Here is a 19,880-nt window from a genome sequence, read left to right as displayed (position 1 = left end):
TCATTTGTAACGCGGTACAGGAAGAGGATTTAGCGATGAAGGAATTGGCTCATCCACAAGATGTGGCAGCACCTGGTAATGGCAGGGAAGGGCAAGAAGGAGTGTCTGAAGCAGTTCGTGAAGATGCTGTATTGCCATTGTCTTACTCTCAGCAGCAGCTTTGGTTCCTGCATCGTTATTCGCCGAATCTTACCGCCTACAACCAGCCGCGCGCTTACCAACTTACCGGAAACGTGGACGCAGGGGCGCTAGAGCGTGCCTTTCAAGCACTGATTCAACGCCATAGCGTATTTAGAACACGATTCTTTGAGTGCAACGGCGTACCGCAGCAGATCGTACTCCCCGGCGTCTCTTTTACTATGCATAGACAGGATCTCTCTGAGCTGGCTGCAACAGAGCAGGACGAAAGGCTGGCGCGGTCGATCGAGAAAGTCGCGGAGCATGTCTTCGATCTTGGTGAGCCACCGTTGCTAGTGGCTCGGTTGATAAAGATAGAAGAGCGCCGACACGTTCTGGTTGTCTGCCTTCATCACATCATTTCAGATGCCTGGTCTAACCGCATCATCGAATCCGATCTGAGTGAAGCCTATCGTCAGGCGTTGGGCCAAAACGGAGATGCGCAGCTTCCAAGCTTGCCCGTACAGTATGGTGACTACGTTCTGCAGCAACACAAGAGAGTAGCAGCGGGCGATATTGACAAGGAACTTAAGTATTGGAATGAACACCTAGGGGATGATGTCCCGCCGCTGGAAATCACCACGGATCGTGTCTATCCCAAGCAGCAAGAATTTCGGGGAGCCACAAAGCGTTTCGTGTTGGATAACAGCCTCGCCAGTTCCCTAAAAGCCTTTTGCCAACAAGAGCGCTTTACTCCTTTCGTGCCACTCTTCGCGGCCTGGCAAGTAGTCTTGGCCCGCTACTGTGGACAGCAAGACTTCGCGATTGGCGTTCCGTCGTCAGGCCGCCAGCAAGAGGAGTTTCAGGAGGTCGTTGGCTTTTTCATCACGACACTGCCTTTTCGAGTACGCGTGAATCCAGTCATGACGCTGCGTGACGTATGTCAGCAGGTCAAAAAGGATGCAGTTGGATCGCTCAACTATGCTGATATGCCGTTGGAAGTCTTGCTCGAACATCGAAAAGAAAAGCGCGATCTCGTTCGACAGCCGCTGTTTCAGGTTATGTTCGGTCTCCAGTTCAGATCTGATGAGGACCAGCTTCAGCTAGATGATGCGTCTGTCGAACTGATTGATCTTCCTCAGACGAGTGCAAAGTTTGAGCTGTCGCTGGATGTTTTCATCGAACAGGAACAAGTGGTTGGTGCTCTAGAGTTCAATTCGGATCTTTTCGATGACAAAACCATCCATCGACTGATTGGTTACTATCAGAAAGTACTTGGGATCTTATTAGAGAAGCCAGAAACACAGCTTTCCTCTATTGAGCTACCTGACAATGCAGAAAAAGCATTGTTACGCGATTGGGGAAGCCGCGAAGCAACCGATAATCCGATCGAGCCCATCCATCACGTGATAGAGCGCCAAGCTGCGGCAACCCCAGAGGCTACGGCACTAGTATTTGAAGAGAAGTCGCTCAACTACACTGAACTCAATACCCGCGCCAACCAGTTGGCCCACTACCTGATCGGTCTAGGCGTAAAACCTGAGACGCGGGTGGGCATTGCTGTTGAACGCTCCATCGAGATGGTGGTGGGGCTGCTGGGTATCCTCAAAGCGGGCGGCGCCTATGTGCCACTGGATCCGGATTACCCCGCCGACCGGCTGGCCTATATGGTCGAGGATAGTGGCATTGAGCTGCTGCTTACCCAACAGCACCTGCGCGACATCTTACCGGTGGTGGGGAGCCTGAACGTTATTGAGCTGGATCAGTTGGATGTGACTCATCATGCGCTAACCAACCCTGAAGTGGCACTGCACGGTGAACATCTCGCCTATGTGATTTACACCTCGGGCTCCACCGGGCGTCCCAAGGGCGTTGGAGTAAGTCATGGCCCCCTGTCGATGCACCTCCAAGCGATTGGAGAGCGTTATGGTCTGACGCCTGAAGATCGGCTGCTGCAGTTTGCTTCGATCAGTTTCGACGCCTCTGGCGAGCAGTGGCTGCTTCCACTCTTGGCAGGTACAGCCCTCGTGCTTCCTCAGGGTCGACACTTGGAAATTGAGACGCTAGCCACATTAGTGCGACAGCATGCCGTTAGCGTGCTCTATCTGCCGCCGGCCTATCTGCGCCATCTCCATCAAAGCTTGCAGGCAGGCTCCCTGCCGGTGCGCCTTTGTATCGCCGGTGGCGAAGCTTGGTCGCGTGAAGACTTCGAAGGCATACGTAGAACTTGTGAGCCGGAACGCCTGTTTAACGCTTATGGCCCGGCCGAGACGGTTATTTCTCCGACACTATGGTCGGATGATGCGGGCCTTGGACAATCATCCCAAGTGCCGATCGGTCAGCCAATTGGGGCGCGTAAGGCGCTAGTGCTGGATCCCGATCTGAATCTTGTGCCAACTGGCATAGGGGGTGAACTGTATCTGGGGGGTATGGGGTTGGCCCGCGGTTATCTGAATCGTAGTGGCTTAACGGCAGAGCGTTTCGTCGCGGATCCATTTGAGCAGGGCGAACGCCTCTATCGCACCGGCGATCTGGTGCGCTGGCGGGAGGATGGCCAGCTCGAGTACCTAGGCCGCCTTGATCACCAGGTAAAAATACGCGGCCTACGTATTGAGCTAGGTGAGGTCGAAGCTGAACTGATATCGCAACCGGAAATTCGCGAGGCGGTGGTGGTTGCCCAAGAAAGCCATAGTGGCTCGAGGCTGGTGGCGTATGTGGTTCCCCAAGGCGACAGTGAACTTGACACCAGTAAATTACGCGATCGACTGGGTCAACAGTTGCCAGATTACATGGTTCCGGGCGTCGTGGTCACCCTCGATGCGCTGCCGCTGAATGCCAACGGCAAGGTAGATCGCAAGGCCCTGCCCAAGCCGGACTTGGCCAGTAACTCGCAGTATGAGCCGCCCCAAGGCGAAGTGGAAGAAGCGCTGGCGGAAATCTGGTCAGAGGTAATTGGCGTCGAACGTGTGGGCCGATACGACAACTTCTTCGAGCTGGGGGGCCATTCGTTGTTGGCTCTGAAGGTGTTGGAGCAAATGCGGCATCGGGGCCTGACGGCGCAGGTGCGTACTCTGTTCCAACACCCGGAACTGGCATCCTTTGCTCACGCGTTGATGCAAGCGCCCGAGCAAGCTGAGATCACCATCCCACCCAATTTGATTCCTCACGATTGCCAGGCTCTCCAGCCCGAGATGTTGACGCTAATCGAGCTCAATGCCGAAGAACTTCGTGAGGTCGAAGCGGCAGTGCCCGGTGGGGCGAGTAATATTCAGGATATCTATCCACTGGCACCACTGCAGGAGGGGATTCTCTTCCACCATAGGCTGCAGGAAGAGGGCGATGCCTATGTCACTCCGCGTCTGCTGGGCTTTGATAGCAGGGAGGGGCTGGAAGCATTTATTTCTGGTTTTAATAAGCTGATTGCCCGTCACGATATTTTACGTACTGCAGTGCTCTGGGAAAGCCTCTGCGAACCGGTGCAGGTGGTGTATCGACATGCCATGCTGGATATCGAATGGCCGACCGCGCCAGATGCGGCCACCGGCGGTGTGGCCGACTGGTTATACACTCAGGTGGATCCTGAGCACCATCGCCTCGATGTGCGCCAAGCACCTATGATTCGGGCGCTGGCTGCCCACGATGCTGAGCAGGGACGCTGGTTGCTACAGTTACCTAGTCATCATCTAGTCATGGATCACACCACTCTTGAGCTGCTGGTAGAAGAAATTTCCCTGATCCAGCAAGGCCGCGAGAGCGAGTTACCTCCACCGCTACCCTTCCGCAACTTCGTGGCGCAGGCCCGGCTAGGAGTAAGCCTGGAAGAGCACGAAGTCTTCTTTAGAGAGCAGTTGAACGATGTTGAAGAACCGACAACGCCCTTCGGGCTGCTAGACGTTCGTGGCGATGGCAGCGATATCGAAGAAGTGCGCGTTCCTTTGACTACGGAACTAGCCCAGCAAGTTCGGCAGCAGGCTCAGCGCTATGGTGTAAGCACGGCTAGTCTATTCCACTTGGCTTGGGCCTTGGTGCTAAGCAAGACCACAGGGCATGACGACGTAGTATTTGGAACTGTGCTGTTTGGGCGTATGCAAGGCACTGGAGGGGCCGAGCGGGCGCTGGGTATGTTTATCAATACGCTACCGGTGCGTATCAAAGTGGGTGCTCAAGGTGTCGATAAGTGCTTACGCCAAACCCACGACGCTCTATCTGTGCTAATGCACCATGAACATGCCAGTCTTGGCCTCGCACAGCACTGCAGCGGGTTACCAAGCGGAACTCCACTATTCACGAGTCTGCTGAACTATCGTTACAGCGCACCTCAGCAAGAGGGAAGCATCGCTCATACCTGGGAAGGTATGGAGGTGCTGGGGGGCCAAGAGCGCACCAACTACCCGATCACGATGTCGGTGGACGATCTAGGTAACGGCTTCCAGTTAGTAGGGCAGGTGAGCCGTGCGATCGGAGCACAGCGGCTTTGTGATTATTTGAACTCAGCCATTGTAGGTATTGTAGACAATCTGCAAGCGGTGCCTCAACAACCATTAAGTGAGATCAACCTACTCAGAACAGACGAACAGCAACGGTTGAGCGAGTGGGGAGAAAATACCCAACATTATTCCGAGGCTGCACCAATCCATCAACTGATTGAGAAGCAGGCTGCGGAAATCCCCGATGCTACTGCACTAGTACTCGGAGATCGGTCGCTCAACTACACCGAACTCAATAACCGCGCCAACCAGTTGGCCCACTACCTTATCGGTCTAGGTGTAAAACCCGAAACTCGGGTAGGCATTGCCGTTGAACGCTCCATCGAGATGGTGGTAGGGCTGCTGGGCATTCTCAAGGCAGGTGGCGCTTACGTACCGCTGGATCCAGATTATCCGAGCGATCGATTAGCCTATATGGTCGAAGACAGCGATATCGAGCTACTGCTCACCCAGCAACATCTTCGCGAGTCGTTACCAGTAGCTGAAAGCTTGAACGTTATTGAACTGGATCAGTTGGATGTGACGCCTTATTCGTCAACCAACCCTGAAGAGGCCCTGCATGGTGAACACCTTGCCTATATCATTTACACCTCAGGCTCCACCGGGCGGCCTAAGGGCGCGGCCAATCGTCACTATTCACTGTCCAATCGCCTACAGTGGATGCAAGACGCCTATGGCCTAACGACCGACGATGCGGTGCTACAGAAAACGCCCTTCAGTTTCGATGTTTCAGTATGGGAATTCTTCTGGCCGCTGATGCAGGGCGCCCGACTGGTGATGGCGCCACCAGGTGCCCATCGTGAACCGGTACAGTTGGTCGAGCTAATCCGTAGCCATAACATCACTACACTGCACTTTGTACCTTCAATGCTGCAGGCCTTCCTGGCCCATGGCGAGATCGAAACCTGTACCAGCCTGACGCGTCTGGTATGTAGCGGCGAAGCGTTATCGGCTGAACTGCAGAACCAAGTATTGGCTCGGTTACCTCAAACGGGACTGTACAACCTCTATGGCCCCACAGAAGCAGCTATCGATGTTACCCACTGGACGTGCCAAGACGATGGGCGCAATCAGGTAGCGATTGGCCAACCGATCGCCGGTATCCGCACCTACGTACTAGCCAGCGATCTCAACATGACGCCTCCCGGGGTCGCGGGTGAGCTTTATCTTGGAGGCATTGGGTTGGCGCGGGGCTACCTACACCGCCCAGAGCTTACTGCAGAACGTTTTATCGCCGATCCGTTTGCCAAGGGCGAGCGCCTCTACCGCACCGGCGACCTAGTGCGCTGGCGGGAGGATGGCCAGCTCGAGTACTTGGGTCGCCTAGACCACCAGGTGAAAATCCGCGGCCTGCGTATCGAACTGGGTGAGATCGAAGCCGAGCTATTATCTCAGCCGGAGGTTCGCGAGTCAGTAGTAGTCGCTCAAGAAGGACCCGGTGGTTCTAGGTTAGTCGCTTATGTGGTGCCCCGAGCTGGCAGTGAACTCGATACCGCCGTACTACGTGAAGCACTCGGTAAAAAGCTACCGGACTATATGGTGCCGGGCGTTGTGGTCGCCCTCGATGCAGTGCCGTTGAATGCCAACGGCAAGGTGGATCGCAAGGCACTCCCTGATCCGGATTTAGCCAGTGGCTCGCAATACGAGCCGCCTGAAGGCGAGGTGGAAGAAGCGCTGGCGGAAATCTGGGCTGATGTGTTGGGCATGGATCAAGTGGGGCGTCACGACAGCTTCTTCGAACTGGGCGGGCACTCGCTACTTGCGATGCAAATGGCAGCTAGCGTTCAAGCTGATATGCAAGTTGAACTCAAAATATCGCAGGTGTTTAAAAATCCACTACTCCGTGACTTAGCAAAACGCATTACCACTCAAAGCAGTGGCCACTCCTTTGAGAAATCGCTCTCTGACATTGATTCCTTCATCGACAGCATGGACACCGTTCAATGAGTAACATCGATACCCGTCGTATTGCGGAGCGCTTCACCGGATTGTCAGCCGAACAACGCCGTGTGGTGTACGACAAAATTCGTACTCAAGGGTTGGGCATTGGCCAGTTCCCAATTCTTAGGCGCCCTGATTCCCAATTGAGTACTTGCTCACCCTCCTATGCGCAACTGCGCCAATGGTTTCTGTGGCGTTTGGATCCCGAAAACAGCGCTTACCATATTACTGGTGCTCTGACCCTTAAGGGCTCGCTGGATATTGATGCATTGCGGGGTAGCTTTGCCGCTTTGATATCTCGTCATGAAACATTGCGCACGGTGTTCCGTGACGATGTCGAGGGTGGGGTCATGCAAGTGGTGCAGGCTGATAGCAACTTCGCATTGCATGAAGTCGACCTAGGTCATATGCCGAAGGCTGAACGAGAAGGGGCAATAGAAAATCAGGTTGATCGGCTTTGCGATGATCCTTTCGATCTGGAACAGGGGCCGCTGTTGCGGGTGGGGCTGCTTCGCCTAGCAGCAGAGAAGCACTTGCTGGTGGTAGTGATGCACCACATCATTTCCGATGGCTGGTCGATGCAGTTGATCATCGATGAGTTTTCTGCGGACTACTCCGCTCGGGTAGCGGGTGAAACATGGCAGCCGCCAGCCCTGCCGATTCAGTACGCTGATTATGCACTCTGGCAGCGTCAATGGATGGAAGCGGGCGAGAAAGAGCGCCAGCTCGCCTACTGGCAGGCGGAACTTGGCGACGAACACCCGGTACTGCAGTTGCCGACTGATCGCCCGCGCCGTAACGATGGACATTATCACGCTGCGCGCCGCCACATGGTGCTCCAAGAGTCACTGATAAATGGGCTGCGCAAGCGAACCCAAGCACAGGGTGCCACCCTGTTTATGACACTACTGACAGGCTTCCAAGCGCTGCTGTATCGCTATACCGGGCAGGAGGATATCCGGGTCGGCGTGCCAATCGCCAACCGCCACCGGACGGAAACCCAAGGCGTGGTGGGGCTTTTCGTCAACACCCAAGTGCTGCGTAATACGTTTTATGGTCGCCTGCGCTTGACCGAGGCGCTGGAGCAGGGCAAACGTGCCGCTCTGGGGGCACAAGAACATCAGGATCTGCCATTCGAGCAATTAGTGGAAGCGCTGCAGCCCGAGCGTAGCTTGAGCCACACGCCGCTGTTCCAGGTGATGTTCAATCACCAGCGGCAAGATCATGGATCGCTGCAGACGCTGCCAGGGCTGGAACTGAGCACCTGGCCACTAGAGAAGAGAGAAGCTCAGTTCGAGCTGACATTAAATGTGGTAGAACGCAAGGATGATGGTCTGGAGGCTAGCTTCGTTTATTCAGAAGGGCTGTTTGATGCAACCACTGTTGAGCGTCTAGCTCGGCACTATACGGTCATTTTAAAGGCGCTGGCAGAGGTTCCAGAGCGTGCGTTGAACGATATCGAACTGCTAGATAAAGATGAACAGCTAAAATTACAGGAATGGGGCGTAAACACACAACGGAATCTCGATGCCCATCCAGCCCATCACCTAATTGAGCTACAAGCTGAGGCAACCCCAGAGGCTACGGCACTAATATTCGAAGATCAGTCGCTCAACTACACCGAGCTCAATGCCCGCGCCAACCAGTTGGCCCACTACCTGATCGGCCTAGGTGTAAAACCTGAGACGCGGGTGGGTATAGCTGTTGAGCGCTCCCTTGAGATGGTGGTGGGGCTACTGGCGATCCTCAAGGCGGGTGGCGCCTATGTACCGTTGGATCCGGATTACCCCGCCGAGCGGCTGGCCTATATGGTCGAGGACAGCGGTATCGAGTTGCTGCTTACCCAGCAGCATCTACGCGATACGTTGCCGGTGGCTGATGGGTTGAGCATCATTGAGCTGGATCGATTGGATGTTACTCACCATGCGCCGACCAATCCGAACGTGGCCCTGGACAGCGAAAATCTTGCTTATGTGATCTACACCTCGGGCTCCACCGGACGGCCCAAGGGCGCAGCCAACCGCCATCACGCGCTGACTAACCGCCTACACTGGATGCAGCAGGCGTATGATCTAACGGCCGACGATGCGGTGCTGCAGAAGACGCCGTTTAGCTTCGATGTTTCTGTGTGGGAGTTCTTCTGGCCGCTGATGCAGGGCGCGCGGCTAGTGATGGCCCCGCCAGGCGCTCACCGTGAGCCAGCCCAACTGGTTGAATTAATCCGTACCCACAAGATCACCACGCTACATTTCGTACCTTCAATGTTGCAGGCCTTCCTGGCCCATGGCGAGGTCGAGACCTGCACCAGCCTGACACGCATGGTGTGTAGCGGCGAAGCGCTACCGGCTGAATTGCAGAGCCAAGTATTTGCTCGGTTGCCTCATACGGCGCTCTATAACCTCTATGGTCCCACTGAAGCGGCCATCGACGTTACCCACTGGACGTGCCAAGACGATGGGCGCAATCACGTAGCGATCGGCCAACCGATTGCTGGTATTCGTACCTATGTGTTGGATGGCGATCTTAACTTGGCACCCCCTGGCGTCGCGGGGGAGCTCTATCTCGGAGGCATTGGGTTGGCTCGGGGCTACCTACACCGCCCCGACCTTACTGCAGAACGTTTTGTCGCCGACCTGTTTGCTAAGGGCGAGCGCCTCTACCGCACCGGCGATCTGGTGCGCTGGCGTGACGATGGCCAGCTCGAGTACCTGGGCCGCCTAGATCACCAGGTGAAGATTCGTGGCCTGCGTATCGAGCTGGGCGAGATCGAAGCCGAACTACTCGCTCAGTCGGCGGTTCGCGAGGCGGTGGTGGTCGCCCAAGAAGGCCCTAGCGGCTCTAGGTTGGTGGCTTACGTGGTTCCCCAAGCCGACAGTGAACTCGATACCAATTCACTACTTAAAGTACTGGGACAAAAACTACCGGACTATATGGTGCCGGGCGTTGTGGTGGCTCTTGATGCACTGCCGTTGAATGCCAATGGCAAAGTAGACCGCAAGGCGTTACCTGAGCCGGATTTAGCCAGTGGCTCGCAGTATGAGCCGCCTCAAGGCGAGGTGGAAGAAGCACTGGCGGAAATCTGGGCTGAAGTGCTTGGCGTCGACCAAGTGGGCCGCCACGACAACTTCTTTGAGCTGGGGGGCCATTCGCTATTGGCTCTGAAAGTGTTGGAGCAAATGCGGCATCGGGGCTTGAAGGCGCAGGTACGCACGCTGTTTCAATGTCCAGAGCTAGCGGCCTTTGCCCAGGTATTGACGCAGAAATCAGAGCAGCAGGAAATCAATATCCCGCCCAATCTGATCCCTTACGACTGTCAGGTTCTCCAGCCTGAAATGTTGACACTAATCGAGCTCAATGCCGAAGAACTTCGTGAGATCGAAGCCGCTGTGCCTGGTGGCGCTAGCAATATTCAGGACATCTACCCACTGGCACCACTGCAGGAGGGGATTCTCTTCCACCACCGGCTGCAGGAAGAGGGTGATGCCTATGTGACGCCTCGGCTGCTTGGCTTCGACAGCCGAGAACGGCTGGAAGCCTTTACTGCCGGTTTTAACCAGCTGGTTGCCCGCCACGATATCCTGCGCACGGCCGTGCTTTGGGAAAACCTGCGTGAGCCGGTGCAGGTGGTATACCGGTATGCCGAATTAGCCCTCGAGTGGCTAACCATGGATGGCGTCCTATCACAAAACGTAGCTGAACGGCTGAATGCAGAGGTGGATCCCGAGCATCATCGCCTTGATGTGCGACGAGCCCCCATGCTTCGAGCGGTGGCGGCATACGATGCCGAGCAAAACCGCTGGCTGTTGCAACTACCTAGCCACCATCTCGTCATGGATCACACCACCCTTGAGCGACTGGTGGAAGAAATTGCCCTGATCCAGCAAGGCCGCGAAGATGAACTACCCCATCCACTTCCATTCCGTAATTTTGTTGCCCAGACCCGACTAGGGGTCAGCCCGGAAGAGCATGAGGCCTTTTTCCGAGAGCAGTTGGGCGATATTGAAGAACCGACAGCGCCCTTCGGGCTGCTGGAGGTACGTGGCGATGGCAGCGATATCGAGGAAATGCAGCTGCCGCTAGAACCAGAGTTGGCTCAACAGGTGCGGCAGCAGGCGCAGCGCCATGGAGTCAGCGCGGCCAGCCTATTTCACTTAGCCTGGGCCTTGGTGCTCAGCAAAACCACTGGGCGGGACGATGTAGTGTTCGGCACCGTTTTGTTCGGCCGTATGCAGGGCACTGAAGGGGCAGAGCGTGCACTGGGGATGTTTATCAACACCTTGCCTGTTCGCATCACAACAGGGTCTCAAACCGTCGATAAGTGCTTGCAGCAGACTCATAGCGTCCTTAGTGCGTTGTTGAACCAAGAGCATGCCAGCCTTGGGCTAGCACAGCGCTGCAGTGGGTTGCCCGGGGGGATGCCACTATTTACGAGCTTGCTGAACTACCGTTACAACGCTCCCAAGACAGAAAGTAGCCCCATTAATGTATGGAAAGGCATGGAGTCTCTAGGGGGGCAGGAGCGTACTAACTACCCCATTGGGATGTCGGTGGATGATCTGGGAGAAGGCTTTCGACTGGTGGGGCAGGTGAGCCGTGTCATCGGCGCACAGCGGCTGTGTGATTACATGCGTTCAGCCGTAGCCGGTATCGTGGCAAGCCTGCAAACTGCATCTCAGCAATCACTAAGTGAGATTAGCCTGCTAGGAAAAAACGAACTGAAACTGTTGATTGGGTGGGGAGAGAACCCAGATCAGCACCTCGATGCTCCACCTATTTATCAATTGCTTGAGCGCCAAGCAGCGTCAACTCCAGAGGCCGCGGCCCTCATCTTCGATGATCAGCACCTCAGCTACGCCGAACTCAATACCCGTGCCAACCGCTTGGCTCATTATCTGATTGGATTGGGTGTAAAACCCGAGACTCGGGTAGGGATTGCAATGGAGCGTTCCATTGAGATGGTAGTAGGATTGCTAGGTATTCTGAAAGCGGGATGTGCTTATGTCCCGCTGGATCCCGAGTATCCCGCCGAGCGGTTGGCCTTCATAGCCGAGGATAGTGGTATCGAGCTGCTGCTGACTCAGCACCACTTGCGCGAGTCACTGCCGGTCGCTGATGGCCTGAACGTTATTGAGTTGGATCAGTTGGATGTCGCGCATCATGCCTCGACAAACCCTTCGGTGACGCTGCACGGTGAGCAGCTCGCCTATGTGATTTATACCTCAGGCTCCACCGGTCGGCCTAAGGGCGCCGCCATCCGCCATGATGCCTTAACCAATTGCATGGTCTGGATGCAGGAGACCTACCAGCTCACCGATGTGGATGCCGTACTGCACAAGGCACCGTTCGGGTTCGATGTCTCGGTATGGGAAATTTTCTGGCCGCTGAGTGTCGGGGCGCGTTTGGTGATCGCCCAGCCAGGCGACCATCGAGATCCAGAGCGCATCATCGAGCTGATTCAGCGGCACGATGTAACCACGCTCAATTTCGTGCCTTCAATGCTCAAGGCCTTTCTGGCCTATCCCGATGTGAAGGCCAAGACGCGGCTCAAGCATATTATGTGTGGTGGTGAGGCCGTTCCAGCCACGCTGCAGCAGGATGTGGCTGAGTATCTCGACGGTGCCAACCTCCACGATCTCTATGGCCCTACTGAAACCACCATTCATGTTACTCACTGGTGGTGTCGTGATGACGCCCACCGCCAGATCCCCATTGGACGACCCATTAGCGGTACCCGCACTTACGTCTTGGATGATGAACTCAACCTGGTACCACAGGGCGTCGCAGGAGAGTTGTACCTGGGCGGGATAAGCCTGGCCCGTGGCTACCTTAATCGCAGTGATCTCACGGCGGAGCGTTTTATCGCCGATCCATTCACGGAGGGCGAACGCCTCTACCGCACCGGCGATCTGGTTCGCTGGCGAGAGGATGGCCAGCTCGAATATCTTGGTCGCCTCGATCATCAGGTGAAGGTCCGAGGCCTGCGTATCGAGCTCGGTGAAATCGAAGCCGAACTGCTATCGCAACCAGACATTCGCGAGGCCGTGGTTGTCGCCCAAGAAGGTTCGGGCGGCTCTAGGTTAGTCGCTTATGTGGTGCCTCAAGCCGACAGTGAACTCGATACCAGCTCATTACGTGAAGCGCTGGGTCAAACGCTACCGGACTATATGGTGCCGGGAGTGCTGGTCTCGCTTGATGCACTGCCGCTGAACGCCAACGGCAAGGTAGATCGCAAAGCACTGCCTGAACCTAATTTCGAGGAAAAACGCGAGTATGTGACGCCCTCTACGCAAGAAGCCCAACAGCTCGCTGAGATATGGCAAGAGGTATTGGGTGTTGAACGAGTCGGAGAGACCGACAACTTCTTCGAGTTGGGTGGGGACTCCCTGCTGAGCTTGAAAGTGATGAGCCGTGTGCAAGCGCTACGGAAACCTGGGCTTAACTTCAAATTGTTCGACCTGATGCAGAAACCGACTATTGGGGATCTGTTGGGAGAGAGGAGTAACGGCGAGGCGCTGCCCAAAGGGGCTGTCATGCTCAATGGCGAGTGTCGCGATCAGCCGCCGCTATTCTGTATCCATGCTGTAATGGGAACGGTTTTCGACTATCAACCGTTGGCCCGACACCTGCAAGGATTATGCACAGTCTATGGACTTCCGTGTCGGATGCTAACTGATCCTGAACATCAAGACTCGTCGTTGGAGGCAATGGCGGATGCCTATGTTGAAACGATACGTCGCATACAGCCCGTGGGACCCTATCGGCTATTGGGATGGTCCCTTGGTGGGGCATTGGCGGCGATGATTGCGGCACGACTTGAAGGGGTGGAGCAAGATGTAAGCCATTTGGCTTTGATAGATCCCTATATACCTGGCCCAGGCCTGCACAATGAGGATAGCTGGGAGAGAGATTTCGTTAACTTTGCATCGATAATACTGCCAGGCGCAGACCTTGAAACGCACGATGGTACTGAAGAGAGCCTACAAGAACCGAGTGAGGAGAGGGTTGCCATTAAGTTGTCGAGGCTAATGGAATCATTCGATGCAGTTGGCCGTGAGGGCTACGCAGCTTTGGATAATGAGGAGCTTGCTCGAATATTCTGTGTGGCAAGGCACTTAAAGCATCTTTCACTACAGCTTGATACCTTACCAGCGTTGAGCTGTGAAGTGGATTGCTGGTGGGCATCTAGAAGAGACTGGCAGGAACAGCAGGAGTTAGCATCTCAGTTGAATCGGACTCCTAAAACCTCAATTGAAAATCCTAAGGATCACTTCTCAATTGTGGGGGATGAGGACTTGATATCTCAGGTGAAGCAGCGACTGCAAGCCAGTGTCCACCGGTATATCGGTGAGCATGCGCCAGCTTGAGTCAAGGTTTGATGGCCTCTTGCTTATAGAATAACTGTAGCGGTATGCCGCTACAGTTATATCGTTTATTGTACTCGCCTAGCATGGCTTGATTCGAATGAGAAGAAAAGAGTAGCTCATTTGAGTTGAGCCTATTGCAAAGCTTTTGCCAAGGCATCGGCAAAGCGTTGAGCGGAGGGGTGGGCGCCGGCTATCCAAAAAGAAGAGGGCAGAACGATAAAATCCCCACGCCGGACGCTGGGAAGATAACGCCACATACCGCTAGTATCGATACGATTTTCTATACCTACCGGGAAGGCACTTTCTAGGACAACCAGCCTCGCTTCTTCCACATTAAAAAGCTCCCTGATGCTTACCAATGAATAGCCCCACTGATTGGTTTTTTCTGTCCATGCGTTGCTTAAATCCAACTTTTTAAGTACACCCTGAAACATACTGTTGTCACCATATACGCGGACATAATGCTCGTTGACTAGCTGAACGATGAGCAAAGGTGGCTGAGGTTTTATCTCGTTTTTCAATGCATCGAGATGAGATCGGGTGTTCGATATCAGCTTTTCCGCTTCTTCCCTTTGATTGACGGCTCTGCCAATCTCAAGGGTAAATGCATCGAGACTTGCCCACAGGCTGTCGTGTCTATTGCTGACATAGGGATAGGATTGGATAATAGTGGTAGGTGCAATATCCTGTAACCTTTGGCCTAAGCGGGTCTGGCTAGGAGAAAGAAGTATTCGCTCTGGTGAAATATTACTGAGCAGTTCCATATTTGGAAAAGTCTGTGTTCCAATATCGGTGATGTCGGTATCTTTATATTCAGCGCCAGTCCATGTGTGGAAAGCATCAATATTACCTAGTGATGCAGAGTCAGGTTCAAGCGAGAGAAGTGTTTCTGCAATAGTCCAATCAAAAACTGAAATGGAGGAGGGGCCTTTAGCTGCCATTGATGAGTTGGCTATTAATAAAAAGCATGCCGTATAAGCAGTAAAGCGCCATTTTATAGAAATAAGATTTAAAGGTTTCACAGTAACGCCTTTGAGGAAATAGTTTGGTTATTTCAATAAAATTTTCATTTTTTTAGATTGAGTGTGTGGATTTTTATTTTTTAGTGGAGGAATATGATTCAGCCCTGCTGGGACAGGGCTGGAAAATAATTATTTTTAATTTTTAGAAGTCATACTTCATAGTCATCATGAAGTTACGAGGTGCGCCATAATAGTTGTGTCTTGTTGCACCTCTGACGGTAGAGAAATACTCTTTATCAGTGAGATTATTGCCATTTAATGAGATATCTAAGTTCTCATTTACTTGGTAGCCGACCAATGCCGATACTGTTGTGTAGCCGCCTTGTTCAGTGCGGGCATCACCACTTTCAGCATAAATGCCACTATAGGTATTTACGCCTGCACCAACGCGCCAACCCTGATTTGGATTATCGCTGAACCGATAACGTGACCATAGATTTAAGTTATGCTCCGGCGTATCTGGTGATAGCGTAAGTCCTTCTGAATTGGCATCCCTTACGAATTCTGTTTCCGTATAAGCATAACCAGCGCTGATATCCCAGCGAGGCATCAACTGACCACTGACTTCCAGTTCGAACCCTTCACTTTTTGCTTCGCCAATGGGAATAGAGACTCCAGGTCTATCTGGATCTGAAAAGGCGCGGTTTGTATCTTCAATGCGGAAAATCGCCGCATGCCAATTTAGATTACCTTCATAGTGTGAGCCTTTTATGCCAGCTTCAATTTGGTCGCCCTCGCGGGGTTTGATGGCATCCCCGGTTTCGTCTACTGCGTTTTGAAGTTCAAAAATACTAGTGTAGCTAGTGTAAAGATTTATCTCAGGATTTAATCTATAAATAAGCCCAGCATAAGGAGTGAACTCTCTGCCAGTATCGCTTGAAGGCTCACCCCCACTAAAGTTATCTGTCTCCCACCAGTTAACACGGCCCCCAAGTGAAACGGTAAGTGAGTCAGAAGCATTGAAATTTATCTTGCCATAGGTGGCACGTTGCTCAGTATTAAACTGGGTTCTACCTGGTGTGCCGTCAAAAGCCGGTTCCGGAGAGCTATTGTTGGGTTCGAAAAGGTTTTGAGGCAGAAAAACTGGTTCACCAAATACCCACTGATTATTCAATTCACTATTTTGATAGCTTGCTCCAACGATTGCATCATGTGTTGATCCTAGCAGCGTAAATGGTGATTGAGCTTGAGCCTCGAAATAGTCATCTTGTTTAGTCGTATCCCATGCAATTTGGCGTATAGCAAAATTCCCTGTTGTAGGGTCGGCCTGTAGTACGCCTTCACTGCTTTTTCTAAGACTTGCATCACGATCCAGGCGGTTCGCTTTGAATGTTATGGCTCCTCCATTGGCTAGACGGTGATCCAGTTCCATAAAATAGCGTTGCGCGTCTCCTGTCTGCTTATCCCAGTCAGATCCGAGGTAGGTCGAGCGATCTACATTGGGCAGCGTGCCATCACTGTAGGTAGGCAATCCGGAGTGAGGACGGAACTCTTCATCTTGAGCAGTAGCCCCGATTGAAAGTGTTGTTTCAGGGGTCAAATCAAATTCGATTGTGCCATAGCCTACTTGGTTTTCGGAATAACCTTGATCAATAAAAGAATTTCTATCGTCATAAACGCCGACGAAGCGACCTCTTATGTTCCCTTCCTTGTCCAGTGCGCCGGTAACATCGACAACGCCGCGATAAGCATCATCTGTACCAGCAGATAATGATACAGATGTTTGAGATTCCGCTAGGGCGCGTTTGCGGGCCAGATTGATGGTGCCACTAGGCTCGCCAGCACCTTGAAGAATGCCCGAAGGACCGCGAAGCACTTCAATACGATCGAGCAAAGCCGTATCGAATACACCAGCGCTTTCCCAGGCACTACCCGTATCTTGAATTGGACTACCATCTACTAGAAATGAGCCAATATTGTAGCCTCGTGCTTTAATTTCATATTGATTTGGGCCGTATTCGCGAACGGTGATGCCCGTCACATTGCGCATGGCATCAGACAGGGAGGTCGTCCCTTGATCATCCAAGCGTTCACGTGTCACAACGCTTACCGACTGCGGTGTTTCCTTAACAGACTCTGAAGCCAAACCTATACTAGCGCTTTCACTCGTATAGGAATTGCTATTTTCGGTCATACCGAAGGGTAAGCGCTCCCCGGTGACAGTAAGTGTAGACAGCTCGCTGCCATCACGGTCTGTCGATAAATTTGTATTACTCTGAGCAAGCACCGCCGTTGACGAGCTGCAGGCAGCAACAGCAACAGCGGCTGTTAACCACCGCTTGCGGAAAGTAGGTTGATTCACAAGTGTTCTCCTTGGATGTATATCGTTTTGGCTTTTTGTAAATACTAATTGTTATTGTTTGTATTATGCATAGCTGTAACCCGATGTCAACACCTTGTGAACACCGGGGTTGGGCACTACGGCGCGGGAACTTCTTGCTTACAGGGGGATGAGGTAGACAAGGCGGTTGTCTGATCGAGTGCCTCGCAAATCTCACTTGTCCGCGCCGCCAAAATCGACAGCAGGGTGTCGCTCAAGCCATGGGTGGGCTCGCAACTTCCCTGCAGGAAAATAGCCGGTTTGAATTCAGGCTTGGTGTAAAGCTGATAGTGGCGGTTGACGGCAAAGTCAGATAGGTAGTCTTCAACCGGGGCCAGTAGCTTTTTATAGGTGTCGCGTACATAGCCGGTGGCTAACACCACGGCGTCGTAACGGGTGATATCCGTATGGCCCGTCTCCAGGTCTCGCACGTTGAGCTCGACGCCTTCGTTAGTTGCTTCGCTGCCAATGACCTCATGACGGCGGCGGAAGCGGTGGCGGGCCTGGCCGGTCACTTTTTGCTGGTAGAACACATCGTAAATTTCCTGAATCAACGCCAAGTCAGGCGCTGAGTAGTTGGTGCTCTTGTACTCCTGCAGCAACGCTTCCCGCTGCCCAGTGGGGTTGTTGAACACATAGTCGGTGTATTCGGGATTGAAAATCTCGTTAACGAAGGGGCTATCGTCCGAGGGCTTAAAGGCCCACGCTCGGCTAATAAGATCCACCTGAATGCCTTCGCGGCCGTGCAGATCCAGGAATATCTCCGCGGCGCTTTGGCCAGCACCGATCACCGCAATGCGTTTGGGGGCGTCTTGCTTGGCCAGCTCACGAAGGTAGTGGCTGGAGTGGAAGACCCGCGGGTCGTCTTTTAGGCCGGCGAAGCATTCAGGCACATTGGGCGCGCCGCCCACGCTGATCACCAGTGAACGGGTGAGCCTTTCCTGCACCGCACCGCTCTCATCCCGTGAACGCACGCGAAGGTAGTCGACCTCGTCGTTATCCGTTTCGGGCAGTACTTCAAATACATCCTCTCCATAGGCGCACTGGTGTTCAAAGTGGCTGGCCGTCCAGCTCAGGTAGTCATTGAACTCGTGGCGGCTGGGGAAGAAGGTCTGCAGGTTGATAAAGTCCTGCAGACGGCCTTTGCTGTGAAGATAGTTGAGAAAGCTGAAACGGCTGCCTGGGTTGCGGGGCGTGACCAAGTCTTTGAGGAAAGAGATCTGCATATGGGCATTGTCCAGCAGCATATGCGGGTGCCAGGCAAAGCAGGGCTGGCGCTCAATAAAGAAGGCATCCCGTGCGTTCCCCGCCTGGCGCTGTTCGTCGAGCGCAATGGCCAGGGCAATATTGGAAGGGCCGAAACCGATGCCGATCAAGTCGTGAATATGCATAAGCGTCCTCGTGGCTGACGTGTTTATAAGGTGAAGCGTGGGTCGGGTCGTGGCGCTGACCCAGGGTGGGGCGGCAGCGGAATCCAGCTGCGCTCGTTAAAAAAGTGTTCGCGTAGCTGCATGCCGAGCATGGCTCGCTTATGGGGGAAATCGAACACCTTCACATGGGCGTAACCGCACTGGGCAAGGTTGCGCAGCATCTTGGCGTTATCCACGCGGGGCTCGATCACCAGGCGCTGGGTGCGGCAGTCGTCCAGGAATAAATAGTGCGAGATAGAGGGCAGCCAGGCCGCGACATAGGGCCGCCCGCGAAAAGCGGCTTCGCCGATCAGCACGTGCCAGCCGCGGTCAAAATCATCGGCGTCGTAATAAGCGCCGATGCGGTCTTCCTTGGCCCAGTAAGTCTCGAAATACCCGAAGGGTTCACCGTCGATACAGCCGATCAGCGGTACCACGCTGGGATTCTGGAGCGTGCTTTCCAGCCGCTCGCGATGCTGCGCCAAATCCCCCTGTTCTTCCCAGAAATGGGCGACGACCGGGTCGTTCATCCAGCGGTTGAAGCGTTCAAGGTCCTGTTCCAGGTCAAGGACGCGAAAACTCAGGGTGGCATCCAGCCAGGCAATATGGCGCTGATACACCGTGCCACTGGGGCGCGGCGGGCGACGTGGGTGTCGTTTTCCATTCTCCAATATGGGCTGCTGCGGGTAAGGGCGCGTGGGTGGTGGGGTAAGCCAAAGCGTCGGTAACTGCCAAAAGAGCTCCGCATAGGCCCACAGCGCTCCGTGGCTATCTCTCACCGCGACGCCAGTGGCACACAGCTTGGTGTGCAAAGCACTAGGTAGCTGAAGGCGTAGCGCAACACTGCCAGGGTAAACGGCAAAAGCCCCCTCGATAGCGGCAAGCAATGCCGGGAGTGGTGGCGCTGAGCGCTGCGGCCAGCGCAGCGTCAAGGTGTTGCTATCGTCCACTAATGACCATTCAAGACGTTCGTGATCACCCTTTACGATCAGCGACTGCGTGGTGGTATCACCAATGACTTGATAGGTGTAGCCCTCGGGGCGTGAGAGCAGCGAGGCCACCGTGTGGCTTTCGGAAGGTACGTGTACCTGGGGTTGTGCCTGGACAGAACGGGACACCGCTACGCTCCTATTAAATATCAACAAAAAGGCGTTATTACTGATTTCCTTATCTAAAGACGAATGAGAATGAGGTTTGTTTACATAAATATGGGTTAATTT

At 53.9% G+C, this 19,880-nt stretch carries 6 protein-coding genes; 2 read left to right on the top strand and 4 right to left on the bottom strand.

What is annotated here, in order from left to right; all coding sequences use genetic code 11:
- Positions 1-35 precede the first annotated feature (35 nt).
- Both B7L15_RS06685 and B7L15_RS06680 read left to right on the top strand, forming a co-directional pair.
- On the top strand, positions 36-6,551 hold the full coding sequence (locus B7L15_RS06685; protein WP_085918223.1) for a non-ribosomal peptide synthetase: 6,516 nt from the start codon (positions 36-38) through the stop codon (positions 6,549-6,551).
- Positions 6,548-13,909 (top strand): amino acid adenylation domain-containing protein, encoded by a 7,362-nt coding sequence (locus B7L15_RS06680; RefSeq protein ID WP_085918222.1) that lies wholly within the window; start codon positions 6,548-6,550, stop codon positions 13,907-13,909. Before B7L15_RS06685 ends, B7L15_RS06680 begins: the two co-directional genes overlap by 4 nt.
- A 131-nt stretch (positions 13,910-14,040) precedes the next feature.
- Here the strand turns inward: B7L15_RS06680 and B7L15_RS06675 are convergent, their stop codons facing one another.
- From B7L15_RS06675 to B7L15_RS06660, 4 genes are all read right to left on the bottom strand, one after another.
- Complete coding sequence (locus B7L15_RS06675; RefSeq protein ID WP_085918221.1) at positions 14,041-14,931, bottom strand: ABC transporter substrate-binding protein; 891 nt, start codon at positions 14,929-14,931, stop codon at positions 14,041-14,043.
- A 142-nt stretch (positions 14,932-15,073) separates the two neighbouring features.
- The gene (locus B7L15_RS06670; protein WP_254902862.1) at positions 15,074-17,233 is read right to left on the bottom strand and encodes a TonB-dependent siderophore receptor; all 2,160 of its coding nucleotides are present in this window, start codon (positions 17,231-17,233) and stop codon (positions 15,074-15,076) included.
- A gap of 116 nt (positions 17,234-17,349) precedes the next feature.
- Entirely contained in the window at positions 17,350-18,642 is a 1,293-nt protein-coding gene (locus B7L15_RS06665) for a lysine N(6)-hydroxylase/L-ornithine N(5)-oxygenase family protein (protein ID WP_085918220.1), read from the bottom strand.
- Between the two features lie 23 nt (positions 18,643-18,665).
- Positions 18,666-19,778 carry a GNAT family N-acetyltransferase gene (locus B7L15_RS06660; RefSeq protein ID WP_085918219.1) on the bottom strand — a complete coding sequence of 371 codons (1,113 nt, stop codon included), beginning with the start codon at positions 19,776-19,778 and terminating at the stop codon, positions 18,666-18,668.
- Positions 19,779-19,880: the final 102 nt, after the last annotated feature.

This window comes from Halomonas sp. CSM-2 (assembly GCF_002119345.1).
GTDB classification, from domain to species: Bacteria; Pseudomonadota; Gammaproteobacteria; order Pseudomonadales; family Halomonadaceae; genus Vreelandella; species Vreelandella janggokensis.
The sequence above is the reverse complement of the archived record's forward strand: the minus strand, read 5'-3'. Positions and strand labels throughout refer to the sequence as shown.

What these genes read in the sequence shown, in the direction of transcription:
- B7L15_RS06685 (WP_085918223.1), top strand. Translation starts at nt 36, where the DNA reads ATGAAGGAATTGGCTCATCCACAAGATGTGGCAGCACCTGGTAATGGC.
- B7L15_RS06680 (WP_085918222.1), top strand. Translation starts at nt 6,548, where the DNA reads ATGAGTAACATCGATACCCGTCGTATTGCGGAGCGCTTCACCGGATTG.
- B7L15_RS06665 (WP_085918220.1), bottom strand. Translation starts at nt 18,642, where the DNA reads ATGCATATTCACGACTTGATCGGCATCGGTTTCGGCCCTTCCAATATT.